Raw genomic sequence first — 24,560 nt, forward strand, 5'->3', positions numbered from 1 at the left:
GTCCCTGCTTGCGATTCCTGCTTGTCGCCCCTGCTTGTGATTCCTGCTTGTCGCCCAGCGGCCCTATTTTGTCGCGGCTTTGCGGCAAGATAGGTACGTGAGCACAGCAGAGAGCGAAACCGCAGTTCCAACGGAAGCCGTACGGGAAGAGTACGAAAACCTCGCGGACCTCGTCCGCAAGTACCGCTACGCGTACTACCAGGAAGATGCGCCGACGGTTTCGGATGCCGAGTTCGATTCCCTGTACCGCCGCCTTGAGGAACTCGAAGCGCTGCATCCAGAGCTTGTGTCCAACGATTCGCCTACGCAGGAAGTGGGCGGCGAGGTGTCGGCCGCGTTCGCCGCCGTCGAGCACCTTCAGAGGATGTACAGCCTTGAGGATGTCTTCTCGCTGGACGAGTTGGAAGCGTGGGTCCGCAAGGCCGAGGCTTCGGTCGAAAAGTTGGGCACGGCGGCTTCCCCCATTGCGTGGCTGACGGAGCTGAAGATCGACGGCCTGGCAGTGAACCTGCTCTACCGCGACGGCAAGCTGGTTCGTGCCGCCACGCGCGGAGACGGCACCACGGGCGAGGACATCACCCACAACGTGCTCACCATCAAGGAGATCCCGCGCCAGCTCAGCGGCAGCGGATTTCCGTCCGAGGTGGAAATCCGGGGCGAAGTCTTCATTCCGTCCAAGGCTTTCGCTGAATTCAACGAGGCGCTGATCGAGGCCGGCAAGGCGCCGTTGGCCAACCCCCGCAACGCCGCGGCCGGTTCCCTGCGCCAGAAGGACCCCGCGGAAACGGCCAAGCGTCCGTTGCGGATGTTCGTCCACGGCATCGGGGCCCGCGAAGGACTTGATTCCGCGAGCCAGTCGGAAACGTACAAGCTGCTGGAGGCGTGGGGCCTGCCGGTCAGCCCCTACCTGAAGGTCCTGGACTCCTTTGAGGAGGTCCTGGACTTCATCAAGCACTTCGGCGACCATCGGCACGACCTCCTGCACGAGATCGACGGCATCGTGGTCAAGATCGACGACTTCGCCACGCAGCGTGCCCTCGGTTACACCTCGCGGGTGCCTCGTTGGGCCGTTGCCTACAAATACCCGCCGGAGGAAGTCCACACCAAGCTGCTGGACATCCAGGTCAACGTTGGCCGCACCGGCCGCGTCACTCCCTACGGTGTGATGGAACCGGTCAAGGTGGCTGGATCCACTGTGGAGATGGCCACCCTGCACAACCAGGATGTGGTCAAGGCCAAGGGTGTCATGATCGGCGACATCGTAGTCCTGCGGAAGGCCGGCGATGTCATTCCCGAGATCGTCGGGCCGGTATTGGCGCTTCGTGATCAGCAGGATCCTCCGGTGCGTGAGTTCGTGATGCCCACGGAATGCCCCTCCTGCCACACGCCCCTGGCTCCGGCAAAGGAAGGCGACGTCGATATCCGCTGCCCCAACGCGAAGTCGTGCCCGTCCCAGCTGCGCGAGCGTGTCTTCCACGTGGCGAGCAGGGGCGCCTTCGACATTGAGGCACTGGGGTGGGAAGCAGCCATCGCCCTCACCCAGCCTGCGGAACCGGAAACTCCGCCCCTGCGCAGTGAGGCGGCCCTGTTCAGCCTCACACCGGAGGATCTCGCCGAGGTCCGCATCCACCGTGAGAAGCGCTCCAAAGGCGTGGGCACGGGAACGTTCGAGCTGGTGCCCTACTTCTATTCCAAGGCCACCGCCAAGACCCCTTCAAAACCCACGGCCACCACGGACAAACTGTTCAAGGAACTCGAGAAAGCCAAGACGCAACCCCTCTGGCGAGTCCTTGTTGCCCTGTCCATCCGCCACGTCGGCCCCACTGCGTCCCGGGCCCTGGCCACGGCCCTTGGGAGCATGGAAGCAATCCGGGCCGCCTCCGAGGAGGAACTGGCCAACGTGGACGGGGTGGGACCGACCATTGCCGCGGCACTCAAGGAATGGTTTGCCGTTGACTGGCACCAGGAAATCGTGGATAGCTGGGCAGCCGCCGGGGTGCGCATGGTCGACGAACGCGATGCCGGCATCCAGCGGAACCTCGAAGGCCTCACCATCGTGGTGACGGGCTCCCTCCCCACGCTGAGCCGGGACGAAGCCAAGGAGGCCATCATCATCAGGGGCGGCAAGGCATCCGGCTCGGTTTCCAAGAACACCAGTTACGTCGTGGCCGGTGAGAACGCAGGCTCCAAGCTGGACAAAGCTGAGCAGCTCGGCATCCGGGTATTGGACGAGGACGGCTTCAAGGCATTGCTCGACGGCGTCCTGGAACCCGCCGGCGGCACGGCCCTGGATGATGAAGACGCAGCCGTTGCTGTGGCGGAAATGGAAGCCTCCGAATGACGGCCGATGTTTTGGAGCTTCTCGCTGTCGCCCACACGGCGGCCGCGTCAGGAGCGGAAGTACTCGCCGCCCGGCCTGCAGGCCCCAACTCGGCGGGGAACCTCGGCGTCGTGAACAAAGGCGACGCCGGCGACTGGGTGACGGCGTTCGACGTCGCGGCCGAGAATGCTGTGCGGGGCGCCATTACCGCAGCCCGCCCGCATGACACCATCACGGGCGAAGAGCACGGCACCACCAGGCCCGAGCAGCCCAGTGGCTACCGATGGTCCATCGACCCCCTGGACGGCACCACCAACTTCATCCGAAATATCGTCTACTACGCCACGTCTGTGGCCGTTGCGGATGCCGACGGCGTCTGGCTGGCCGGGGTCGTCAACGCCCCCGCGCTGGGACGCATCTACTCGGCGGCACGTGGCCACGGAGCGTGGCTTGAAGAAAACGGGCAGCGCACCCAGCTGAGTGGACCGCTCCTGGGCCGCACGGGACTGATTGTGGCCTCCGGGTTCAGCTACGATCCGGCCACGAGGGCCGAGCAGTTCGCGGGGCTCGGGAACCTCATGGACGGCTTTGCCGATCTCCGCCGGCTCGGCTCCGCTGCGTTGGATCTCTGCCTCGTGGCCGATGGAACCCACGATGCCTTTGGAGAGCGCGGGCTCAACGAACACGACTACGCGGCGGGTGCCTTGATCGCCGAGGAAGCCGGATGCTGGGTCCGCCGCCCACGGCTGACCAGCCCGCTGGACGGCGGCCCCACGGACGCGGACCGTTTGGAAGCGTGGACCTGCGCGGGAACCCTTGAGCTCTCGGGCAAGTTCCCGCTCTAAGATCGCGGGGTTTTCCCGACGGCGGCCCGGCCGCCGTCGTGCGCTTCCGGCCCGGCCCCGGCGAGCTAGCGCATCAGACCCCGGCGAGCGACCCAGTTATCGAGAAGCGGTTGGCGGGGCGCTCCAAGCCGTAGTGGTCCCGCAGCGTGCTGCCGGTGTATTCGCTGCGGAACAGTCCCCGTTGCCGCAGCACCGGCACCACCTGGTCAACGAAGGTTTCGAGACCTGACGGTAGAACGGCCGGCATGATGTTGAAGCCATCGGCCGCGCCGCTTTCGAACCACAGCTGGATCGCATCGGCCACTTGCTCCGGGGTTCCCGCGAAAGTCAGGTGGCCGCGGCCGCCTCCCAGCCTGCCGATCAGCTGGCGTACCGTGAGTTTCTCCCGGCGGGCAAGCTCCACAATGAGGGTGTATCGGCTCTTCGCTCCTTCGATCGAGTCCTCGTCTGGGAGATCCGCGGGAAGCTGGCGGTCCAACGGCAGGTCTTCAGGCTTCACGCGGAGCGTCTTGGCTAGCTCGGCCCTCGCGTATTCGGGCCGGATCAGCTCATCCAGTTCACGTTCCAGGCGCAGCGCTTCGGATTGCGTGGAGGCGATCACCGGGACAATTCCCGGCAGGATCTTGATGCTCTCTGCCGGCCGGCCGAGGGCGACGGTCCGAGCCTTCAGGTCTCCATAGAACGCCCGGGCATCTTCCAGGGTTTGCTGGGCTGTGAAAACGGCCTCGGCGTACCTGGCGGCCAGGCCCTTGCCGTTCTCGGAGGAGCCCGCCTGGACGATCAAGGGATGGCCTTGGGGAGAACGCGGCACATTGAGCGGTCCGCGGACACGGAAGTGCTTGCCCACGTGGTTGATGGGCCGGACCTTGGCTGAGTCTGCCCAGACGCCGGCTTCCTTGTCGGCAAGGACGGCGTCGTCCTCCCAGCTGTCCCAGAGCTTGGCCGCCACCTCCAGGAATTCGGCTGCCCGTTCATAGCGGGTGGCGTGGGCTGGCTGATCGGCTATACCGAAGTTCCGCGCTGCTTCCGGTCCGGCTGTGGTCACCACGTTCCAACCAGCCCTACCGCCACTGACGAAGTCCACCGAAGCGAAGCGCCGGGCCAGGTTGAAGGGATCGTTGTACGTGGTGGACGCTGTGGCGATGAGGCCGATCTTTTCGGTGGCAGCCGCAATTGCGGTGAGCAGCACCGTCGGTTCCAGCTTGCCCGAGGGACGGCGTCCGACGTCGCCGAAGATCACGGGGGAGTCGGCGAAGAAGATGGAGTCGAACGTGCCACGCTCGGCGATTTGTGCGAGGTTTTGGTAGTGCCGGATGTCGGTGCTGGCGCGCGGGTTGCTTTCCGGTAGCCGCCAGGAAGCCTCGTGATGGCCGGTGCTCATGAGGAATGCGTTCAAGTGTAGTGTGCGTTGTTGCGGGCTCATGCTGGGGTCCTTTCGTGGTGTCCTGCTCGCCAATCAACCACGCCACAACCGCCCCGCGCCAGCATCGCGAAACCTTTCCGCAACAGCAGGAAACCGCGCTTCACAGCCCGAAACCAGACTCAATCTGGCGCCACGCGAAGCAATGTTTGAGCGGTCCCGACGCTCGCTCACATATGTGGGGTATTTCCTCAACGCTCGCTCACATGTATCTGAGCGAGCGTCGGGGGATTGGGGTGCGTATCTGAGCGAGCGTCGGGGGATTGGGGTGCATATCTGAGCGAGCATCGGGGGATTGGGGTGCGTATCTGAGCGAGCGTCGGGGGATTGGGGTGCGTATCTGAGCGAGCATCGGGGGTGCGGCGCCGCTAAGATGCCCGCCGCCGTCGTACTACCTGACGCTCGCTCACATATGTGGGGTATTTCCTCAACGCTCGCTCACATGTATCTGAGCGAGCGTCGGGGGATTGGGGTGCATATCTGAGCGAGCGTGCGGCCCCGGGGTGATAGTTCGGTCACGGAAACGCCGCTTTGGCACCCGCGGCACCGCGGACCCGACTACCATGGATCAGTGCATTCGCAGATTAGCGTCCGTCCCGCCCTGCCCGAAGACTACGACGCCGTAGCCCGTATCACGATGGCGTCCTACGTGACCGCTGGCTACTATGGCAGCCCGGACCATCCGTACCTGGAGAAGCTGCGCGATGTGGCAGGCCGCGCCCGGTATGCCGACGTTTTCGTCGCCGAGCGCGATGGCCAGGTTATCGGCTCCGTCACGTCAGCCAAGGCCGGAGGCGGCTTTTCGGATATTGGCCTTCCGGACGAACTCGAAATGCGCACTTTGGTAGTTGATCCGGAAGTTCAGCGCTCGGGTGCGGGCCGGGCACTTGTGCAGGCGGTAGTCGACCAAGCCCGCTCGATGGATGGCATCAACGCTGTTTCCCTCACCACAGGCGCCACGTGGGAAAGCGCCAATGCCCTCTACGCCAAGACCGGTTTCGAGCGTGAGCCCGAGCGCGATTGGTTCGTACCCGGGACCGACATAAAGCTGTTCGTTTACCGGCAGGATGTCCGCCAGCCATAAAGTTTCCTCGTAAACCCCGGCCAACGGGCCGGGTGCGGAAACTGAGAAAGGCGCGGCATGCGCAAGACATTCGGCACGGGCTCGGTCTGGGAACAGACCCTTGGATACTCCCGTGCGGTCCAGGTGGACAACACTCTCTTCATTTCGGCCACGGCGGCGTCCGGAACCGTTGATGGCAAGAACGCGATCGTCGGCGACGACTTCTACTCGCAGACCAAATACATCCTCGAAAAGCTGGGTGCAGTCCTGGCCGACGCCGGATTCGCCTACGAGGACGTCGTGCAGTCCAAGCTCTACCTGACCGACATCAGCAAGTGGGAAGACGCCGGCCGCGCGCACGGCGAAGTCTTCGGCGAGATCCGTCCCACCCTTGCCCTGGTCCACGTACTGCCGTTCCTCGACCCGGAAATGCTGGTCGAAATCGAACTGGTAGCCCAGAAGAGCGCCTAGCTATCCCAACTGACTCGCAGTAGATGTCGTTTTGACGCCTCATAACGGCATCTACTGCGAGTCAGTTGGGTGGGGCCTACTTGGGGGAGAGCCGCGCGGGGACGCCGTAGCGATGTTCCGGGCGGCCGGTGCTGCCGTAACGCAGTTGGATCTCGACGGCGCCATCATCGGCCAGCGAGGAGAGGTACCGTTGCGCCGTGGCGCGTGAGACGCCCACCCGTTCCGCCACTTCCGAGGCCGAGTATTGTTCCCCCGGCGCCAAGGAGTCCAGCACCGAAGCTTCGGTCGCCGAGCGCGGCTTGCCCGACGGCGCCACGTCACCTGCGACGAGCGCCCGCTTGGCCCGTTCGATCGTGTCCTGGTCCACGGCATGCTGCCGGCCGAGGATCCGCCGGTATCTGGCATATGAACGCAGTTGCTGCGACAGGGATTCAGCTGTGAACGGTTTCAGCAGATACGCCAAGGCCCCGCGGCGCAGGGCCGTCCTGATGGACACCGCGTCGGAAGCCGCGGTCAGCATCATGGCATCCATATCGAGTTGCCCCAGTAGGTCCAAGCCTGAACCGTCCGGCAGGTAGACATCCAGCAACACGAGGTCCGGCCGAAGGCTATGTACGGACTGGAGCGCCTGCGCCGTGGATCCCACCGGGGCCAAAGCAAGGAAACCGGCCACGGAGTCCACGTAGGCGGCATGGAGCTTGGCGACGTGGAAATCGTCATCCACAATCAACACCCTGAAGTCTTCGCTCACTGGTGTCCTTCCTTGCGTTCGGCTGCGGCGGAGCGTTCGGCTGCTAGGGAGGGTTCGGCTGCCGGGGCATCGTCCGGCGCGCCGGTAACCTTCGGCATTGTGGCCATGAAGACGGCGCCAGGACCGCCGGGTGAGCCCGGTTCCAGGACGCGCACGTCGCCACCGCGACGGCGGGCGAGTTGCCGGACCAACGCGAGGCCGAGTCCCTGCCCACCTGCGCTGCCGATACGGCCTTCGGCGGGCTCCGCCGTCGTGAATCCCTCCACGAAAACCCTCTCGGGCTCGACACCGCCGAGGCCGTCGCCGGAGTCCGCGACGACGATGTGCAGCGTGCCGCCGTCGGGCCCTGGTTCGTCGAGCAGCTCAAGCTCCACCCAGCGTTGCGTCGAAGAGCCGGCGACGGCGGCGTTGACGGCGTTGTCGATCAGGTTGCCAAGCACCGTGGTGACGTCCTGCGGCTCGGTGACGTGCTCCCGCACCAGGGTCTCTGGACCGATCCGCAATGCCACCCCACGCTCGTCCGCTTCCACGCTTTTTGCGCCGACGAACGCCTGCAGATAAGGATCCTGGAGGAGCTCGGCTTGTTGGACAGGAAACTTCAGGGGCCCGGTCGCGGAGATCTTGGCGAGGTAGTCCTTGGCCTGGCCGTGTTGGCCGATGCTCATGAAGCCGGCGATCGTATGGAGCTGGTTCGCGAATTCGTGGCGCTGGGCCCGGAGCGCGGCGGACATGGTGCCGACGGCGTCGAGCTGGCGTGTCAGCTGCTGCAGCTCGGTGCGATCCCTGAGCATGACCACCCAGCCGAGATCCTCTTTGCGGTGCAGCGCCTTGCGGGCATTGGCAACCAAGACCCGGCCCCCCGCAACGATTTCCACGGCTTCGGCATCGTGTGCCGAGGGTTGAGTGAGGGCCTTCAGCTGCGCCGGTACGGCAGCTCTTTCCCAGTCGGTACCGGTCAGGACATGTCCATCGGTGGCGCCGGCCGTGGCCGGGGAGCCGGGAGCTCCCGAGGCTTCCGGCATACCAAGCAGCCGCGTTGCCGCGGCATTGAAGACGGTGATGCGGCCATCGGCGGAAATGCCGATCACGCCGTCGTCCACGCCTTGCAGCACGGCAACCTGGTCATGTACCAGGGTGCTGATCTCTTCGGGTTCGAGGCCCAGGGTCAGGCGTTGCAAACGGCGCCGGAGGAGGAAGGACGCCAGGACGCCGGCAACCAGGGAGCCCGCCGCGGTCAGGGCTATCGGGACGATGTCCTCGGCAAGGCTTTGGCCCAGGGTCTCCATGGAGTAGCCGACGCTGATCTCGCCCACCACCGTAGCTGTGGAACCCGGCGCGTAAACCGGCACCTTGGCACCCGCCGACGGCCCCAAGGTTCCGGTATTCCTGGTGGTGACTTCCTTCCCGGACAGGGCATCCGAGGGATCGGTGCTGACCCGTTCGCCGAGTCGGGCTTGGTCCGGGTGCGCCAACCGCAGGCCGGTCTCGTCCGTGACCACCACGAACAAAGCGCCAGTGCGGCTCCTGGCAGCCTCGGCAGCGGCTTGGATGGGTCCAGCCGCGAGAACCGTAGCTGGTGGGGTTCCGGGCCCTTTGCTGATGGTTTCGACCTGGGAACGGATCACCGGATCCGAAGCCACGGTGCGCGCCAAGGTAAGCGCCTGGTTTTCTGCCTCTGTGCCGATCCGCCCGTAGACGAGCCACGCGTGGACGGTGCCGCTGAGCAGCACCACCAGGAGGACGACGCCGAGCTGGAGGAGCAGGGTCTGCGTCGAGAACCGCAGGGCAAGCTTCGGCATGCTGCCTCCTTCCGGCTGGGAGTGGCCGGCTGGAGCGGGGCAGCAGCGGCGCTGTACTTCAAGGTCTACCTCTCCATTGAAGCATTGAGCACAATGAGCAAAATGCTCTCAATCAGCAGTATGCCAATCAAATCCCGCAAACGCCCCGCTGTGAGCGCCGCCACTATACGTTCTGTATCGCGCATCACATCGACGTGATGCCGTTCACTTTAGTAAGGAGCCGGCTGTGCTGGTATTGCTTGGATTCGCAATGATTGCGGTGTTCATGGTCCTGATCATGACAAAGAAGTTGACGCCCGTTCTGGCGCTGATCATCGTTCCTACCATCTTCGGCTTGTTTGCCGGTGCCGGTCTTGGCATCGGAAGCATGGTGATGGACTCGATGAAGTCCATGACGTCCACGGCCGCCCTCCTGATGTTCGCGATCGTGTATTTCGGACTCATGATCGACGTCGGCCTGTTCGACCCGCTGGTGAAGTTCATCCTCCGCAAGCTGGGCAATGACCCCGCCAAGGTGGTCCTAGGCACCGCCGTCCTCGCCGCCGCAGTATCGCTCGACGGCGACGGCTCCACCACCTTCATCCTCACCACCGCGGCGATGCTGCCCGTCTACCTCCGTTTGAAGATGAGCCCCGTGGTCCTGACCTGTGTGGCCGGTCTGGCCAACGGCACCATGAACATCCTGCCGTGGGGTGGTCCCACCGCCCGCGCGGCCACCGCCCTCAAGGTCGACATCAACGACGTGTTTGTACCGATGGTCCCGTCCCTCATCGCAGGACTCGTCGTCGTCTTCGTGTTCTCCTGGCTTTTGGGCCTGCAGGAACGCAACCGCCTCCGCGCCACGGCCCCCGAGATCTGGGGCGACGTCGCCGACGCCGGTGACGTGTTCGACGGCGGCACGCACCGCGGCGGCACGGCCGCCGGAACTTCGGGCGCCGGTTCCTCGGGCCGCGGTTCCGGCTCGGGCCGCACCCCCGCTAGGCCTGGCACGGCCGCTAAGCCTGACGCCGGCGGTAGCTCCGGCGTCGTGGTCCTGGAAAGCACCGAAACCCTCGTGGACCTCGCCGATACCGGTTTGACCGACACCGCACTCGATCCCAACCGCAAGACCCTGCGCCCGAAGCTCTTCTGGTTCAACCTCGGCTTAACGGTCGCTGTCATGGTCATGCTCGTGGCCAACCTGGTGCCGTTGCCGTACGTCTTCATGGTGGGCTCCGCGATTGCCCTGCTGGTGAATTTCCCCAAGGTCAAGGAACAAGGCGCGCAGCTGGTGGCCCACGCGCCGTCGATTGTTGCCGTGGTCAGTATGGTCATGGCGGCGGCTGTCCTCACGGGTGTCCTCAACGGCACCGGCATGGTCAAGGAAATGTCCGCGTGGCTGGTCCACATCATCCCCGCCGAGATGGGTCCGTTCATGGCCGTCATCACCGGCCTGCTCAGCATCCCCATGACGTTCTTCATGAGCAACGACGCCTTCTACTTCGGCGTGCTGCCGGTCCTGAGCGAAACCGCCGCGCACTACGGCATCAGCGGCGCAGAAATGGCCCGTGCCTCCATCACAGGCCAGCCTTTCCACCTCCAGAGCCCCCTGGTCCCCGCGATCCTGCTCCTCGTCTCCCTTGCCAAGGTGGAACTGGGAGATCACCACAAAAAGGTCCTGTGGCGCACGGCGGTAATCTCAGTCGTCATGCTCGCAGTAGGCATGCTGACGGGAGCAATCGGCATCGGGTAGTCCCACCAAGCACCCGCACCAAGCAACGCGGGGTCACTTACGGCCCATTCCGGACCTCCGGATGGGCCGTAAGTGACCCCGCGTTGTTCGTCGTCCAACCAACGTAGACTAGTCCGGAAAACCATTTGAACTTTGCAGGGGAGATCCATGGCTGCGATCAACCGTGACGACGTCGCGCATCTTGCGCGTCTGGCTCACATTGAAATGAGTGCCGAAGAGCTGGACAGGATGGCCGGCGAGCTTGCCGTCATCGTGGATTCGGTGAAGTCCGTCAGCGAAGCCGCCGGGGACGATGTCCCGGCTACGTCCCACCCGATTCCGTTGAGCAACGTGTTCCGTGAAGACGTCGTGGGCCATACGTTCACCGCCGAGCAGGCGTTGTCCGGCGCTCCGGATTCCTTCGAGGGCCGCTTCAAGGTTCCGGCAATCCTGGATGAGGACTAAGCGAATGACTGAATTGAACAACTCCGAACTCATCCGCCTGTCCGCAGCGCAGCTGGCCGCGAAACTGGCCGCGCGCGAGGTCACGTCCGTCGAGGTCACCCAGGCGTACCTGGACCGCATCGCCGACGTAGACGGGCAGGTCAACGCTTTCCTGCACGTCAACGCTGAAGAGGCGCTCGCCGTCGCCGCCGAAGTGGACGCGATTCGCGCCGCCGGCGGTGCCGAGGCTGAAGCGCTGCACGAGCTTGCCGGCGTACCCATCGCCGTCAAGGACCTCATTGTCACCATTGGCCAGCCCACCACTGCCGGTTCCAAGATCCTCGAGGGCTGGCACAGCCCCTATGACGCCACCGTCATCAAGAAGCTGCGCGCTGCGAAGATGCCCATCCTGGGCAAGACCAACCTGGACGAATTCGCCATGGGTTCCTCCACGGAACACTCGGCGTACGGCCCCACCCGCAACCCATGGGACCTGGATCGCATTCCCGGCGGCTCCGGCGGTGGCTCCGCGGCCGCCGTCGCAGCTTTCGAAGCTCCGCTGGCCCTCGGCACGGACACCGGCGGATCCATCCGCCAGCCCGGCGCCGTCACCGGCACGGTCGGCATGAAGCCCACCTACGGTGCTGTTTCCCGCTACGGTGCCATTGCCATGGCCTCTTCGCTGGACCAGATCGGCCCGGTTTCGCGGACGGTGCTGGACTCGGCCTTGCTGCAGGAAGTCATCGGCGGCCATGACCCGTTCGACTCCACCTCGCTGACGGATCCCTTCGACACCCTCGTTGCCGCAGCAAAGACGGGCAACGTCACGGGCATGAAGATCGGCATCATCAAGGAACTCCACGGCGAGGGCTACCAGGCCGGCGTCGAGAACCGTTTCAACGAGTCCCTTGAGCTGCTCAAGGAGGCCGGCGCGGAAATCGTCGAGGTTTCCTGCCCCAACTTCAAGTACGCGCTGGGCGCCTACTACCTGATCATGCCGTCCGAGGTTTCCAGCAACCTGGCCAAGTTCGACGGCGTGCGCTACGGCTTGCGTGTCCTGCCCGAGGACGGCCCCATGACGATCGAACGCGTCATGGCCGCTACCCGCGCCGCCGGTTTCGGCGATGAGGTCAAGCGCCGCATCATCCTGGGCACTTACGCCCTGAGCGCCGGCTACTACGACGCGTACTACGGTTCGGCCCAGAAGGTCCGCACGCTCATCCAGCGTGACTTCGACGCCGCGTTCGCGCAGGCCGATGTCCTGATTTCGCCGACGGCTCCCACCACGGCCTTCAAACTGGGGGAGAAGCTGGACGATCCGCTGGCCATGTACCTCAACGACGTCGCCACCATCCCGGCGAACATGGCCGGCATCCCCGGCTTGTCCCTGCCCGGCGGCCTGGCTGACGAAGACGGCCTGCCCGTAGGCATCCAGCTGCTGGCGCCTGCCCGCGAGGACGCCCGCCTGTACCGCGTGGGCGCTGTCCTTGAATCCTTGCTCGAAGAGAAGTGGGGTGGCCCGCTGCTCGCGAAGGCACCCGCTCTCGGTTCCAGCTCCACCATCGCCGGAGGTTCCAACTGATGTCTACCGACGCCACCCTCAGCTTCGAAGAGGCCATGGAGAAGTACGATCCCGTCCTCGGCTTCGAGGTCCACGTGGAGCTCAACACCAAGACCAAGATGTTCTCTTCCGCCCCGAACGTCTTCGGCGACGAGCCGAACACCAACGTCAACGAGGTGGACCTTGGCATGCCGGGCGTCCTCCCCGTGGTGAACAGGACGGCGGTGGAGTCCTCTATCAAGATCGGCCTTGCCCTGAACTGCAAGATCGCCGAGTACTGCCGCTTTGCCCGGAAGAACTACTTCTACCCGGACACCCCGAAGAACTTCCAGACGTCCCAGTACGACGAGCCCATCGCGTACGACGGCTACCTGGACATCGAGCTCTCGGACGGTACGGTGTTCCGCGTCGAGATCGAGCGCGCACACATGGAAGAAGACGCCGGCAAGCTCACGCACATGGGTGGCGCCACGGGCCGCATCCAGGGTGCCGACTACTCGCTGGTGGACTACAACCGTTCCGGTGTTCCACTCGTGGAAATCGTCACCAAGCCGATCGAAGGCGCGGGCAGCCGGGCACCTGAGCTCGCCAAGGCCTACGTTGCCGCAGTGCGCGAAATCGTCAAGAACCTCGGCGTTTCCGACGCAAAGATGGAACGCGGCAACGTCCGTTGCGATGCCAACGTCTCCCTGCGTCCGCACGGTCGCGAACGTTTCGGCATCCGTTCCGAGACGAAGAACGTAAACTCGCTGCGCGCCGTCGAGCACGCCGTCCGTTACGAAATCCAGCGCCACGCCGCCGTCCTGGACTCCGGTGAGCCGGTCATCCAGGAAACGCGCCACTGGCACGAGGACACGCGCACGACGACGTCGGGCCGGGCAAAGTCCGATGCCGACGACTATCGCTACTTCCCGGAGCCGGACCTCGTTCCGGTCCTTGCGTCCCGTGAATGGGTTGAGGAACTCCGCGCCACGCTGCCCGAGCCGCCCGCGGCCCGCCGCAAGCGGCTCCAGGCCGACTGGGGTTATTCCGACCTGGAGTTCCGCGACGTCGTCAACGCCGGCGTCATGGACTCCATCGAGGAGACCATCGCCGCCGGTGCCAACGCCTCGGTTGCCCGCAAGTGGTGGATGGGCGAGATCGTCGGACGCGCCAAGACGGCCGACGTCGATCCCTCCGAACTCGGGGTCACGCCGGAAACCATCGTGGAGCTCAACAAGCTCGTCGAGGGCGGCAAGATCAACAACAAGATGGCTTCCCAGGTGCTCGACGGCGTCCTCGCCGGCGAGGGCACCCCGGCCGAGATCGTCGAGAAGCGCGGCCTCGCCGTCGTGTCCGACGACGGCCCCCTGCTGGAAGCGATCGACGCCGCACTGGCGGCCCAGCCCGACGTCGCGGAGAAGATCCGCAGCGGTAAGCTTCAGGCCATCGGTGCGATCGTTGGCGGAGTCATGAAGGCCACCCGTGGACAGGCCGACGCCGGCCGTGTCAAGGAACTGATCCTGGAGCGGCTCGGCGTCGAAGGCTGACCCCCACCGCCTCACCCAACTAGGTCGCAGTTAATGTCGTTATGAGCCGTCAAAACGACAACAACTGCGGGCTAGTTGGGTTTGGATCCACAGCCCTCACACAGCTTCGAGGCACATCATGGACTCATCAGTTCTTTGCTGCCCGCCCCTTACCGGCTCGGGGAGGAGCGGAGAAGGGATTCGGCCATGTCCACCATGACTCCGGGGCTTCGCAAGGCCCTCATCGTCGTCGGTATCGCCGTCGTCTTGAGCGGCGGTGGTGTGGCCGCAGTCTGGGCTGCCGGCGAGATCATTCCGTCTTACGTGGTGAGCGCGACGCCGACGAGTACGGCTTCGCCTGCCACTCCGTCGCCCGGGGCTACTTCGCCTGCCACTCCGTCGCCCGGGGCTACTTCGCCTGCCACTCCGTCGCCCGGGGCTACTTCGCCTGCCACCCCGTCGCCCGGCAAGGCCCGGCCGTTCCCCGTACTTCCTCGCGGCTTCGCAGGTCCGGGTATCCACGGCGAGTTCACGGTCAAGAACAAGGACGGCTCGTTCACGACCCTCGTGTCACAGCGTGGCACCGTGCAGTCCGTCAGCGATTCGAGCATTTCCGTGAAGAGCGATGACGGATTCACGCAGAGTTACGCGATCACATCGTCTACCACCATCGTGAAGCTCCCCGCCGCGGGAACGGGCATGCAAGGCCGGAGGCCATCGCTCCAAACCATCAAGGCCACCGATCTGAAGGCGGGCGACACCGTCGCGGTCTCCGGCACGAAGAGTGGTACCACGGTCACGGCGACCCGCATTATCGGAGGTACCTTGCCCGCAGCGCCCAGTAACGGCGGACGGCGCCGGGGCTACGGGAGCGTCTCTTCCTGACCCTGGTTGAGCTGACCCTGGTCACGATGGCACCCGTTCGTCTGGCTATGATGCTACTACCGCCGAACCGCGCCAGTGGTCCGGCGGCTTAGCCAAGAAGGAGACGAATGCGCCCCACGATCAAGTCCGTGGCGGCGGCAGCCGGGGTTTCGACGGCGACTGTGTCCTATGTGCTTTCAGGCAGGAGCGGCAAAGACGGCGGCAGGAGCGGGTCCGGAGTGGCCGCCGCTACCGTGCTGCGGGTTCAAGAGGCCGCACTGGCCCTTGGATATCGCCCCAACCAATCTGCAAGGGCGATCCGCACTGGACGAACGAACTTGCTCATGTTGTCGCTGACCATGATCTCGGATCCGTGGGCACTGGATGTCAGCCGCGCCGTCGGTACGGCTGCTGCCCAACGTGGCATTACGCCCATGATTCTGGCCGATACCGACTGGCGGGTTGCCCTGAAACGGCAAAATGCGGACGTGACATTCATCGATGGCGCCGAAGAGCCCGGGGATGTCGAACTGCTGGCGGAAGCGGCGAGATTTCAGCGCTTGGTGGTTTTCAGCGACACCATGGAACCTGAGGGATTCGACGTCGTGCGACCCTTGGCCGGTTCGTCTTGCGAGCAGGCCGTGGATCACCTCACCGGGCGGCACCGCCGGGTGGGTTGCCTGATCTCCTCAACAAATTCGATGAGCACCCTGGACATCCGTTTGGGGGCATACACCCGTGGCCTGGCCAAGGCTGGTTTGGATTACCGGGCCGATTACGTCGAGACGTATGACCGCGACGGACTCAGCGCGTTCGACGCCGCGCTGCGGCTCCTGCAGCGGACGGACCGTCCCACCGCGATCTATGCGACCACCGACTTTGCGGCGATCGCCGCCATCCATGCGGCCCAGCGTTTGCAACTTCGCATTCCTGAAGACGTTGAAGTGCTCGGTATCGGCAACACCACTGAAGGCGAGCGCATGACGCCGTCGTTGACCACGGTTGGTCCTGAGGGATTTTTCGATGGCCTGGCTGCATTCTTGCTCGATCGGGCAGAGAATCCCGAGGGGCCTGCCGGCATTCTGGAATTCCCCTGGAAGCTCATCGTGAGGGACTCAGCGCCCTCGGTGTAAAAACTCAGCGCCCTCGGCGTGACCCCGGGGGTGTCCCCGCGGTATGTCGAGGTACATGCCAATGATCAGGCGACCCACCCTTTCATGCACGTTGATGACGTTTTGTGCCCGTAAAAGTTAAGGAAAGATCATTTAGCGTCTTGCCTTTAAACGATTAACATGATGTGATCAACTGCACAACACCAGTTGGGTTGGCTGTTCGCCGAATGCGGGCCCGCCCCCGAAGGACCGTCGGTCTTCTGACCAAGACATCGGAGAATTCTTATGAACCACAACGTGACCCGCAGGTCATTCCTTTCCTTTGCGGCTGCCGGTGCCGCTGTCGTTTCGCTCGCCGCCTGCGGCGGGAACAGTGCCGCCGGGGGTAGCGCAGCCAAGGCCGCCTACGCTGCTCCCGCGAAGGACCTGAGCGCCGAGCTGAGCTACGCCATCTGGGACGCGGCACAGAAGCCCGCGATGCAGAAAATCGTGACCGAGTTCAACAAGCAGTACCCGAACATCAAGGTCACCATCGACGTCACGCCGTCGAAGGGTTCGGCCTACTGGACCAAGATCCAAACCCAGGCAAGCAGCAACACCCTGCCGGACGTTTTCTGGATGAACGGCCCGCACATCAAGCTTTACGCGCAAAACAACCAGCTGTTGCCCCTGGACGGCCTGGTGTCCGGCAAGGCAGTGGACACGGCCAATTATCCCAAGGCCCTCGTGGATTTGTACACCGTCAACGGCGCGTTCTACGGGGTCCCCAAGGACTTCGATACCAGCGCACTTTTCTACAACAAGGCCCTCTTCAAGGAAGCCGGGGTGTCTGAGCCGACGTCCAACTGGACGTGGGACGACGTGAAATCCGCCGGTGCCAAGCTGTCCAAGTTCTACCAGGGCAAGGGTGTCTACGGGTATGCCGGTGACCTCACAGGCGGCCAGACCAGCTACTACAACACCATGATCGAAGCCGGCGGGACCATCATCTCGACCGACGGCAAGAAGTCCGGATACGACTCCGCCGGCTCCATCGCCGGCCTCCAGTTCTGGCGCGACCTGATCGAATCCGGCGTATCTCCCTCGATGCAGCAGCTGACGGACACCTCTTCGAGCGACATGTTCACGTCCAAGAAGTTGGCTATGACCATGGATGGCTCCTGGACCGTCGGGCCTGCCCAAAAGGCCCTTGGGGACGATCTCGGCATTGTCAGCCTCCCGAAGGGGCCGAAGACCAACCAGAGCGTGATCCACGGACTTGCCAACGTGATTCCCGCGAATGCGAAAAACCCGGCCGCGGCGCAGGCTTTCGTAGCATTCCTGGGAACCCAGGATGCTGCCAAGATCCAGGCGGAAACCGGAACCGTCATCCCGGCCTTCAACGGCACACAGGATGCCTGGGTCAAGTCTGTTCCCTCCGCTGACCTCAACGTCTTCCTTGACTTGGCCAAGGATGCCTCGCCTTACCCGGCGTCGGTCAACACGGCCGCCTGGAATGAACTCGAGAATACCTTGCTGCCGCAGGCGTTCGCCGGGACCAAGCCGGTTGCCGACGTCGCCAAGGACCTTGCCAGCCAGATGAATGCCGCGCTGGCCAAAGAATCATGAAAGCCCAGACTCTGACGCCGGCGTCCAAGAGCGGCCGTGCCACCCAAGCAAAGGGGGATCGTCGCAAAGGAAACTCGAAGTCGGATGGCTGGTGGCCGTGGTTGTTCGTGGTGCCCACCGTTGCGGGCATTGGTGTGTTCTACCTTTGGCCGATTGTCCAGACGTTCTACTACAGCTTCACCAAGTGGGGAGTCTTCGGCGGAACCAAGTTCATCGGCCTGGACAACTATGTGCGGATGTTCGCGGATTCCACTATTCCGCAGTCAATCCTCAATACGCTGATCTATACGGTCGTCGTGCTGATGGGGATTCCCATCGCGGTCATTCTTGCGTCCTTGATCGAACGTCCCGGCCTGCGGTTCGCAGCCCTGTACCGGACGCTGTACTTCATTCCCTACATCACCATGCCGGCCGCCGTCGGGATCGTGTGGCGGTTGATCTACAACGGTGACTTCGGACCCATCAACTGGTTCCTGGGCTTGTTCGGGATCCAGGGCCCCTACTGGACATCCACGCCGGGGTTTGCACTGCTCGCCGTGGCTACTGTGGGGCTTTGGATGTCGTTGGGATTCAACCTCATCATCATCAGCGCGGGACTGCGCGAGATCCCGCGGGAGCTCTTCGAAGCCGCGGAAATGGACGGGGCCAGCCGGGTCCGCCAATTCTTCAGCATTACCGTTCCGTTGTTGACGCCAAGCATCTTCTTCGTCACGATCGTCACCGTGATCAGCGGCTTCCAGCTGTTCGATCTTCTGTACGTGATGATGGGGAAAGCGAACCTGGCCATGCCGCAGACGCAAAGCCTCGTGTACATCTTCTACAACCAGGCCTTCCTGCAGAACGACAAGGGCTATGCGGCAGCCATCGGTATCTTGATCCTGCTCATCATCGCTCTTCTGACCGCTTTCCAATTCCGTATCCAGAAGAGGTGGGTCAACTATGTCTGAATCGATGCTCTCAACAAAAAGCGGCGTCGAATCGCGACGGAGCGGGTCGGCTGCCACGAGGCCGTCTCAAGCTGGAGGCGCACCCTCGGGACCCGCCGGCCGCGGGGCCAAGGGCCGCGGCACCAAGAGCCAGGGCACCAAAGCCACCAAAGGCGGCAAGCAGGGCTCGAACGTCCTGGCGCACTGTGTACTGGGCATTGGCGGGTTGGCCATGATCTCGCCTCTCCTGTACCAGATCGTCATGTCGCTTTCGACGAACGCCGAAGTCCAAAGCACGCCGCCCACCCTGTGGCCGAGCGTTGTCCAATGGCATAACTTCGCGGATGTCTTCACCTCCATGAATTTCGGTTCACAGCTCTGGGTGACCGTTGCAATCACCGTCATCAGGGTGATCGGCCAGGTTCTCCTATGTTCGATGGCGGGCTACGCCTTCGCGCGTATGCGGTTCCGCTTCAAAGGGCTCATTCTGGCCATTGTCTTGTCGATCATCATGGTGCCGTCCCAGTTGTTCCTGATCCCGCAGTACCAGATCATCCAAAACCTGGGTTGGCTGAACAGCATCGCCGGCATCGTGGCTCCGGGCATCTTCAGCGCCTTCGGCCTGTTCCTGATGCGCCAGTTCTTCATGGGGCTCCCGGACGAACTCGAAGACGCGGCACGGCTCGACGGCGCCAATCCGTTCCAGATCTTCTTCCGGGTCATGCTGCCACTTGCGGCAAACGGCCTGTGGGCCCTGGTCATCATTACGGTGCTGTGGTCCTGGAATGACCTCCTGTGGCCTTTGGTGGTGACGTCGACGGCGAACGCCGCACCGTTGAGTGTCGGGCTTTCGAACCTCCAGGGAGAGCACGCCAACAACTACCCGATCCTCATGGCGGCATCGCTGATGGCCATGGCGCCCATTCTGATCATGTTCCTGCTCATGCAGAAGCGTGTCATGGCAGGCATCGGCCGCTCCGGACTCAAGTAGGAAGGATCGCAGCCTTGACGGAACAGAACCCGGTCCAGCTGGACGGCTGGTCGTTCGTGCTAGTGGACTCCTTGGAAAAGGTCTACCCGGACGCTCCACCACGGCCGTTCGACAGGACCATCCCGATGTCCGTTTTCCCCGGCGAGACTGCATCGGTCCAAGTGGCCCTCAGGCCCCCGATGAAGCATGATTTTCGGCTGTCGGGGCCATTGGAAGTTGCAATCGATGGTACGGCGGCAGGGTTTGCCTCCATTTCGCAGGTTGAACTGGTGCCTTGTTCCTTGGCGGCATTCCCGCAGCATGATGGCGGCTACGACCGGGACACTCCCGGTTTGTATCCCGATCTTTTGCGGCCTGCCCCGGATGGGCTGATCCAGCCTCTCTATGGGCAGTGGACCGCGGCATGGATCGACGTCGTGGTGCCTTCCGTGGACCACGCGGGCGATCACGAACTCGGGATCTCGGTGCGGGACATGCAAGGCAACACGCTCTTCAGTACCCACATCGGCGTCACCGTGGTGCCGGTGCAAGCCCCTGAACTGGAGATCGTGAACGCCCACTGGTTCCACTGCGACGGTCTGGCGAGCCATTACGGCGTCGGCGTGTTCAGCGAGGAGCATTGGTCGATCATCGATGCCTTCATGGGGTCTGCTGCAAGGATGGGAGCCAACTCGCTCCTGACTCCGACGTGGACTCCTCCGCTGGACACAGCGGTCGGGGGGACGCGGCTGCCCACCCAGCTGATTGGGATCCGCGAAGATTCCGGCTATCGCTTTGATTTCAGCAAGCTGCTGCGCTGGGTGAGCCTTTGTGCCAAACATGGCATCCGGTACTTGGAAATCGCCCACTTGTTCACACAATGGGGGGCAAAGGCGACGCCGGCGATTTATGTCGAGGCCACGCAAGGCTTGGAACGGCGCTTTGGCTGGGACGTGCCGGCAACGTCCGCCTCATATCGGGAGCTCATGGCTGAACTCCTTCCGGCCCTGCGTTCATTCCTGGCAGAGCACTGGTCGCTTGACCGGGTCATATTCCACATCTCCGATGAACCGGAGGGCGCCGAAGCCCTGGCGGGGTACCAACAGGCAAAGGGCGTTGTCGCGGATCTCCTGGACGGGCTGACGGTGGTTGACGCCCTGAGCGACTTTGGGTTCTACAGCAGCGGGGCAGTGCCGAATCCCGTGGTGGCAAGCGACGCCGTGGCACCGTTCCTGGCAGCCGGCGTGAAAGATCTATGGGTCTATTACTGCGTCGCCCAGGACACCGGCGTTGCCAACCGGTTCATTTCCATGCCTTCAGTGCGAAACCGGGTGTTAGGTCACCAGCTTTTCGCCCTGGCATGTGCGGGCTTCCTGCATTGGGGATTCAACTTTTACAACACAGCCCACTCGCTGGCGCCCGTGGACCCGTTCAAGGACACCTGTGCCGGAGGAGCTTTTCCGGGCGGCGACGCCTTCATGGTCTACCCGGGACCGGATGGAGTGCCGTGGGAATCGATCCGTTACAAGGTGTTCGCGCAGGCCATGTGGGACCACCGGGCACTCTCGCTGCTGGCAAAACTGGCCGGTCGCGAGGACGTGCTGGCGCTTATCGATACGAACGGCTCGGGCGGGAGCCTCGCCATGGACAGCTTCAGCTACGACCCCCTTCATTACCGGAGGGTTCGCGAGCTGGTCAACCAAGGAATCGCGCAGCGCGTGGGTTAAACGACCCCATGACGCCCGCGCATCAACTTATCTAGTTAGGAAAGTACTAATGGACCTCAAAGTAGGCATCGTCGGATTCGGGTTGCGGTCGTCGTTGTGGCGCCACGCGCACAAGCCCGGCCACGGTTCGGAAGTCACAATCGTTTGCGATCTGGGCGAGCGGGGCAGGGCCGACGCGGCCGAGAAGATCCCGACGGCGGTAATCACCGACGATTTGGACGTCTTGTTGGCCTCTGGCCTGGACGCTGTCCTGGTCCTGACTCCGGACAACCAACACGCCGCCGTCGCCGTCCGGACGCTCAAAGCCGGCATCCCCACCTTCTGCGAGAAACCGCTTGACGTCACGCTGGAAGCAGCTGACCTTATCCTCCAGACGGCCTTCGACACCGGAACGCGCCTCTATGTGGGCCACAACATGCGACACATGCCCGTGGTGGTGCAGATGCGCGAAATCATCCAGGCCGGGACCATCGGTGACGTCAAGGCAGTCTGGTGCCGGCACTTCGTGGGCAACGGCGGGGATTACTACTTCAAGGATTGGCATGCCCAGCGTGCCAACACCACAGGGCTGCTGCTGCAAAAGGGCGCGCACGATATCGACGTCATCCATTGGCTCGCCGGCGGATACAGCACCAAGGTGCAGGCGATCGGCGAGCTCGCCGTCTACGGCGACGTCGCTTCCCGCCGCGACAACACGGCTCGCCGCATGGGAGATTGGTTCTCCGTTGACAACTGGCCTCCGACCGAACAGACGGACCTCGCCGAGACGATCGACGTCGAGGACATCTCGATGATGAACATGGTCTTGGACAACGGCGTACTCGCCTCGTACCAGCAGTGCCATTTCACCCCGGACTATTGGCGGAACTACACCGTGATCGGCACCAAGGGCAGGATCGAGAACTTCGGTGACGGCGCGGGTGACCAGATCTACGTTTGGACCACCCGGACAACTTCCGGCTTCGCCGAGCCCGACCAGAAGGTCTTGGTCCGTGACGGAGAAGGCGGCCATGGCGGTGCGGACCCCTTGCTCATCGCCGAGTTCCTGCGGTTCGCCAAGGATGGCGGAGCCACTGCGACGTCGCCGATCGCAGCCCGGGAGGCCGTAGCCGCCGGAGTGCTCGCTACCGAGTCCCTGCGCGGCGACGGTTGCGCGCGCGAAGTTCCGGCATTGCCCGAGGAGCTTGTGGAGTACTTCAACGCCGGCCAGCCAGCCCGGGTCCGGGAACTTTAGGGCTTCGAGCGCCCAAGTAACTCGCAGTTATTGTCGTTTTGGAGCCTCATAACGACAACTAATGCGAGTCAGTTGGGCTGAGAGGCGCCGGGTGAGGTGCCCCCGGCGAGTTCGGTCATGACGGTTTGCAGTGCTTCGCAGACCGTCATGACCGATTTCCGTTTCAGGGTTTCCGGCCTCGCGAGGATGTCGATCTTGCGCACGGAATTCACCCCCGCCAGCGGACGCAGCACTATGCCCGCGTCCAGTACGCGCTGGGCGGTGAACCGTGGGAGCAAACCTATCGCGCCACCGGCCGCCACGAGCGAGGCCACGGTGGAGTAGTCGTTGATGCGGTGCAGGACATCCGCCGGACGCCCACTGACGGCGACGACGGCGGCCAGCACGTCCGCGGGGGAGTAGCCGGCGCGGCTGGTCACCCAGGGCTGCCCGACGACGTCGGCCGGCCTGAGTTCGCGGCGCGCCGCGAGCGGGTGCCCGGCAGGCAACGCGACATCGAGCGGTTCGTCGGCGAGCGGGATCACGGCTACTTTGTCGATGGGCCACCCGGGGCTGTGCTCCATCCGGTGCGCCAACACGAGGTCATAGCGTGCCGCGAGGCCAGGAAAGTCTTCCTGGGCAACGTCTTCGTCGGCGAGCTTCACCCGGGGAACGCTGCTTTCCGGACCCGCGTTCCGCGCGGTGGTCAGCAAGGCCGCGAGCGGAGCGAACAAAGCCTGGCCCGCACTGTGGAAGGCGCTCACGGTCACGGTGGAGCCGGGGGAGTCGTGGTACGCGCCGATGGCGGCCCGGGCATCGGCCATGGCGCTCACGACGGCGGCTCCGGCGTCGGCGAGGACCCTGCCCGCATCGGTGAGCACCAGGGCCCGGCCTTCCTTGCGGGTCAGGGGCACGTCCACTGATTTCTGCAGGAGTGCGAGTTGCTGGGAGACGGCCGACGGAGTGACCATGAGTGTCTCCGCCACGGCCTTGACACTGCCGAGATCTCCTAGTTCCCTGAGCATTTGGAGCTGATGTACTTCCATTTAGTAAATGCTAAATCGTTGATTGAGAAAAACCTAGTTGTGCTAAACCGTCCGTGGGGCTTCAATGAAGTGAAACGGCACACAAACGGCCCAATCCCTTGAGTTAGGAAGACCCATGAAGGCTCTCTACAAGTCCGGTCCCCACGCTGGTTTTGAACTCGTCGAACGGCCCGAGCCGGAGGCAGGTCCCAGCGACGTCAAGATCCGCGTCATGACCACCGGCATCTGCGGAACGGACCTGCACATCCAGTCCTGGGACGCGTGGGCGCAGAGCATCATCGAGACTCCCTTGATCGCGGGACACGAGTTCTACGGCGAAGTGGTCTCCGTGGGCGAGGACGTCCGCGACGTCAAAGTCGGCGACCGCGTCTCCGGTGAAGGCCACGTGGTCTGCGGCATCTGCCGCAATTGCCGTGCAGGCCGCCGCCAGATGTGCATCCACACGGTGTCCGTGGGCGTGCAGCGCGATGGTGCCTTCGCCGAATACGTCGTCATCCCGGAGACCAACGTCTGGGTCCACCAGGATCCCTCCATTACCCCCGAGCTCGGCGCCATCTTCGATCCCTTCGGCAACGCCGTCCACACAGCCCTGAGCTTCCCGCTGGTCGGCGAGGACGTGCTCATCACAGGTGCCGGGCCCATCGGACTCATGGCAATCGCCGTCGCGCGCCATGCCGGCGCCCGCAAGATCGCCATCACGGACGTCTCGGCTCCCCGCCTTGAACTCGCCCGGAAGATGGGCGTGGACCTCGCCGTCGATGTGTCGAAGATGCGCGTCAAGGACGCCCAGCTCGAGCTCGGCATGCGCGAAGGATTCGACATCGGCCTTGAAATGTCCGGACATCCCACGGCCCTGCCTGAGATGATCAACAACATGAACCACGGCGGACGCATCGCCATGCTTGGCTTGCCCAGCCAGTCCATCGACATTGACTGGGGCAAAGTAGTCACCCACATGCTGACCCTCAAGGGCATCTACGGCCGCGAGATGTACGAAACCTGGTACGCCATGAGCGCCATGCTGTCCTCCAACCCCGTGCTGCACAGCCACATTTCCGCTGTCGTCACGGACAAGCTGTCCGCCACCGACTGGGAAAAGGGCTTCGAAATCGCACGCGCCGGCACAGGCGGCAAGGTTGTCCTCGACTGGACCGAACTTTAGAACGCCGAACTCTAAGACACCGTAAAGTCCTCCCAAGAC

At 63.7% G+C, this 24,560-nt stretch carries 20 protein-coding genes; 16 read left to right on the forward strand and 4 right to left on the reverse strand.

The genetic code is table 11. The features are described 5' to 3' along the window. Positions 1–79: 79 nt before the first annotated feature. Both ligA and NFJ07_RS06775 read left to right on the forward strand, forming a co-directional pair. A complete protein-coding gene (gene ligA / locus NFJ07_RS06770) occupies positions 80–2,341 on the forward strand; it encodes an NAD-dependent DNA ligase LigA (protein WP_269993347.1) in 2,262 nt (753 codons plus the stop codon). Beyond that, on the forward strand, positions 2,338–3,165 hold the full coding sequence (locus NFJ07_RS06775; protein ID WP_269993348.1) for an inositol monophosphatase family protein: 828 nt from the start codon (positions 2,338–2,340) through the stop codon (positions 3,163–3,165). Before ligA ends, NFJ07_RS06775 begins: the two co-directional genes overlap by 4 nt. Positions 3,166–3,238: 73 nt before the next feature. On the opposite strand, the gene NFJ07_RS06780 is transcribed toward NFJ07_RS06775, so the two are convergent. Further along, positions 3,239–4,588, reverse strand: a complete 1,350-nt coding sequence (locus NFJ07_RS06780; RefSeq protein ID WP_269993349.1) for an LLM class flavin-dependent oxidoreductase — start codon at positions 4,586–4,588, stop codon at positions 3,239–3,241. A gap of 568 nt (positions 4,589–5,156) precedes the next feature. Between NFJ07_RS06780 and NFJ07_RS06785 the strand changes: the two genes are divergently transcribed. Further along, positions 5,157–5,669, forward strand: a complete 513-nt coding sequence (locus NFJ07_RS06785) for a GNAT family N-acetyltransferase (RefSeq protein WP_269993350.1) — start codon at positions 5,157–5,159, stop codon at positions 5,667–5,669. Between the two features lie 57 nt (positions 5,670–5,726). Continuing rightward, positions 5,727–6,119 (forward strand): RidA family protein, encoded by a 393-nt coding sequence (locus tag NFJ07_RS06790; protein WP_269993351.1) that lies wholly within the window; start codon positions 5,727–5,729, stop codon positions 6,117–6,119. A gap of 76 nt (positions 6,120–6,195) precedes the next feature. Here the strand turns inward: NFJ07_RS06790 and NFJ07_RS06795 are convergent, their stop codons facing one another. Then, complete coding sequence (locus NFJ07_RS06795) at positions 6,196–6,870, reverse strand: response regulator (RefSeq protein ID WP_269993352.1); 675 nt, start codon at positions 6,868–6,870, stop codon at positions 6,196–6,198. Continuing rightward, positions 6,867–8,669, reverse strand: a complete 1,803-nt coding sequence (locus NFJ07_RS06800; RefSeq protein ID WP_269993353.1) for a sensor histidine kinase — start codon at positions 8,667–8,669, stop codon at positions 6,867–6,869. The genes NFJ07_RS06795 and NFJ07_RS06800 overlap by 4 nt, the downstream gene beginning before the upstream one ends. 172 nt (positions 8,670–8,841) lie before the next feature. Between NFJ07_RS06800 and NFJ07_RS06805 the strand changes: the two genes are divergently transcribed. From NFJ07_RS06805 to NFJ07_RS06855, 11 genes are all read left to right on the forward strand, one after another. Further along, a complete protein-coding gene (locus NFJ07_RS06805) occupies positions 8,842–10,401 on the forward strand; it encodes a CitMHS family transporter (protein ID WP_333482042.1) in 1,560 nt (519 codons plus the stop codon). Positions 10,402–10,548: 147 nt separating this feature from the next. Continuing rightward, a complete protein-coding gene (gatC, locus tag NFJ07_RS06810) occupies positions 10,549–10,845 on the forward strand; it encodes an Asp-tRNA(Asn)/Glu-tRNA(Gln) amidotransferase subunit GatC (RefSeq protein WP_078105822.1) in 297 nt (98 codons plus the stop codon). Between the two features lie 4 nt (positions 10,846–10,849). After that, positions 10,850–12,406, forward strand: a complete 1,557-nt coding sequence (gene gatA / locus NFJ07_RS06815) for an Asp-tRNA(Asn)/Glu-tRNA(Gln) amidotransferase subunit GatA (RefSeq protein ID WP_269993355.1) — start codon at positions 10,850–10,852, stop codon at positions 12,404–12,406. Then, positions 12,406–13,914: an Asp-tRNA(Asn)/Glu-tRNA(Gln) amidotransferase subunit GatB gene (gatB, locus tag NFJ07_RS06820; protein WP_269993356.1), complete on the forward strand. Its 1,509-nt coding sequence runs from the start codon at positions 12,406–12,408 to the stop codon at positions 13,912–13,914. Before gatA ends, gatB begins: the two co-directional genes overlap by 1 nt. Positions 13,915–14,100: 186 nt before the next feature. Continuing rightward, positions 14,101–14,778 (forward strand): DUF5666 domain-containing protein, encoded by a 678-nt coding sequence (locus NFJ07_RS06825; RefSeq protein ID WP_269993357.1) that lies wholly within the window; start codon positions 14,101–14,103, stop codon positions 14,776–14,778. A 107-nt stretch (positions 14,779–14,885) separates the two neighbouring features. After that, positions 14,886–15,890 (forward strand): LacI family DNA-binding transcriptional regulator, encoded by a 1,005-nt coding sequence (locus NFJ07_RS06830; protein WP_269993358.1) that lies wholly within the window; start codon positions 14,886–14,888, stop codon positions 15,888–15,890. Between the two features lie 264 nt (positions 15,891–16,154). Continuing rightward, positions 16,155–17,477 (forward strand): extracellular solute-binding protein, encoded by a 1,323-nt coding sequence (locus tag NFJ07_RS06835; protein ID WP_269993359.1) that lies wholly within the window; start codon positions 16,155–16,157, stop codon positions 17,475–17,477. Next, positions 17,474–18,424, forward strand: a complete 951-nt coding sequence (locus NFJ07_RS06840; protein WP_269993360.1) for a carbohydrate ABC transporter permease — start codon at positions 17,474–17,476, stop codon at positions 18,422–18,424. The genes NFJ07_RS06835 and NFJ07_RS06840 overlap by 4 nt, the downstream gene beginning before the upstream one ends. Then, positions 18,417–19,394, forward strand: coding sequence for a carbohydrate ABC transporter permease (locus NFJ07_RS06845; RefSeq protein ID WP_269993361.1), 978 nt, complete (start codon positions 18,417–18,419; stop codon positions 19,392–19,394). The genes NFJ07_RS06840 and NFJ07_RS06845 overlap by 8 nt, the downstream gene beginning before the upstream one ends. Positions 19,395–19,408: 14 nt before the next feature. Beyond that, complete coding sequence (locus NFJ07_RS06850; protein ID WP_269993362.1) at positions 19,409–21,100, forward strand: DUF4091 domain-containing protein; 1,692 nt, start codon at positions 19,409–19,411, stop codon at positions 21,098–21,100. 49 nt (positions 21,101–21,149) lie between these two features. Continuing rightward, on the forward strand, positions 21,150–22,334 hold the full coding sequence (locus tag NFJ07_RS06855; protein WP_269993363.1) for a Gfo/Idh/MocA family protein: 1,185 nt from the start codon (positions 21,150–21,152) through the stop codon (positions 22,332–22,334). 68 nt (positions 22,335–22,402) lie between these two features. Here the strand turns inward: NFJ07_RS06855 and NFJ07_RS06860 are convergent, their stop codons facing one another. Next, positions 22,403–23,359, reverse strand: a complete 957-nt coding sequence (locus tag NFJ07_RS06860; RefSeq protein WP_269993364.1) for a LysR family transcriptional regulator — start codon at positions 23,357–23,359, stop codon at positions 22,403–22,405. Positions 23,360–23,474: 115 nt separating this feature from the next. Between NFJ07_RS06860 and tdh the strand changes: the two genes are divergently transcribed. Beyond that, the gene (gene tdh / locus NFJ07_RS06865) at positions 23,475–24,521 is read left to right on the forward strand and encodes an L-threonine 3-dehydrogenase (RefSeq protein ID WP_269993365.1); all 1,047 of its coding nucleotides are present in this window, start codon (positions 23,475–23,477) and stop codon (positions 24,519–24,521) included. Positions 24,522–24,560: the final 39 nt, after the last annotated feature.

It is taken from the genome of Arthrobacter sp. B2a2-09 (genome assembly GCF_027587375.1).
Lineage (GTDB): Bacteria > Actinomycetota > Actinomycetes > Actinomycetales > Micrococcaceae > Arthrobacter.

Excerpts from the sequence above, each read along its gene's own strand:
- NFJ07_RS06775 (WP_269993348.1), top strand. The coding sequence starts at position 2,338 with ATGACGGCCGATGTTTTGGAGCTTCTCGCTGTCGCCCACACGGCGGCC.
- NFJ07_RS06780 (WP_269993349.1), bottom strand. The coding sequence starts at position 4,588 with ATGAGCCCGCAACAACGCACACTACACTTGAACGCATTCCTCATGAGC.
- NFJ07_RS06790 (WP_269993351.1), top strand. The coding sequence starts at position 5,727 with ATGCGCAAGACATTCGGCACGGGCTCGGTCTGGGAACAGACCCTTGGA.
- NFJ07_RS06800 (WP_269993353.1), bottom strand. The coding sequence starts at position 8,669 with ATGCCGAAGCTTGCCCTGCGGTTCTCGACGCAGACCCTGCTCCTCCAG.
- gatC (WP_078105822.1), top strand. The coding sequence starts at position 10,549 with ATGGCTGCGATCAACCGTGACGACGTCGCGCATCTTGCGCGTCTGGCT.
- gatA (WP_269993355.1), top strand. The coding sequence starts at position 10,850 with ATGACTGAATTGAACAACTCCGAACTCATCCGCCTGTCCGCAGCGCAG.
- gatB (WP_269993356.1), top strand. The coding sequence starts at position 12,406 with ATGTCTACCGACGCCACCCTCAGCTTCGAAGAGGCCATGGAGAAGTAC.
- NFJ07_RS06825 (WP_269993357.1), top strand. The coding sequence starts at position 14,101 with ATGTCCACCATGACTCCGGGGCTTCGCAAGGCCCTCATCGTCGTCGGT.
- NFJ07_RS06830 (WP_269993358.1), top strand. The coding sequence starts at position 14,886 with ATGCGCCCCACGATCAAGTCCGTGGCGGCGGCAGCCGGGGTTTCGACG.
- NFJ07_RS06835 (WP_269993359.1), top strand. The coding sequence starts at position 16,155 with ATGAACCACAACGTGACCCGCAGGTCATTCCTTTCCTTTGCGGCTGCC.
- NFJ07_RS06840 (WP_269993360.1), top strand. The coding sequence starts at position 17,474 with ATGAAAGCCCAGACTCTGACGCCGGCGTCCAAGAGCGGCCGTGCCACC.
- NFJ07_RS06845 (WP_269993361.1), top strand. The coding sequence starts at position 18,417 with ATGTCTGAATCGATGCTCTCAACAAAAAGCGGCGTCGAATCGCGACGG.
- NFJ07_RS06855 (WP_269993363.1), top strand. The coding sequence starts at position 21,150 with ATGGACCTCAAAGTAGGCATCGTCGGATTCGGGTTGCGGTCGTCGTTG.
- NFJ07_RS06860 (WP_269993364.1), bottom strand. The coding sequence starts at position 23,359 with ATGGAAGTACATCAGCTCCAAATGCTCAGGGAACTAGGAGATCTCGGC.
- tdh (WP_269993365.1), top strand. The coding sequence starts at position 23,475 with ATGAAGGCTCTCTACAAGTCCGGTCCCCACGCTGGTTTTGAACTCGTC.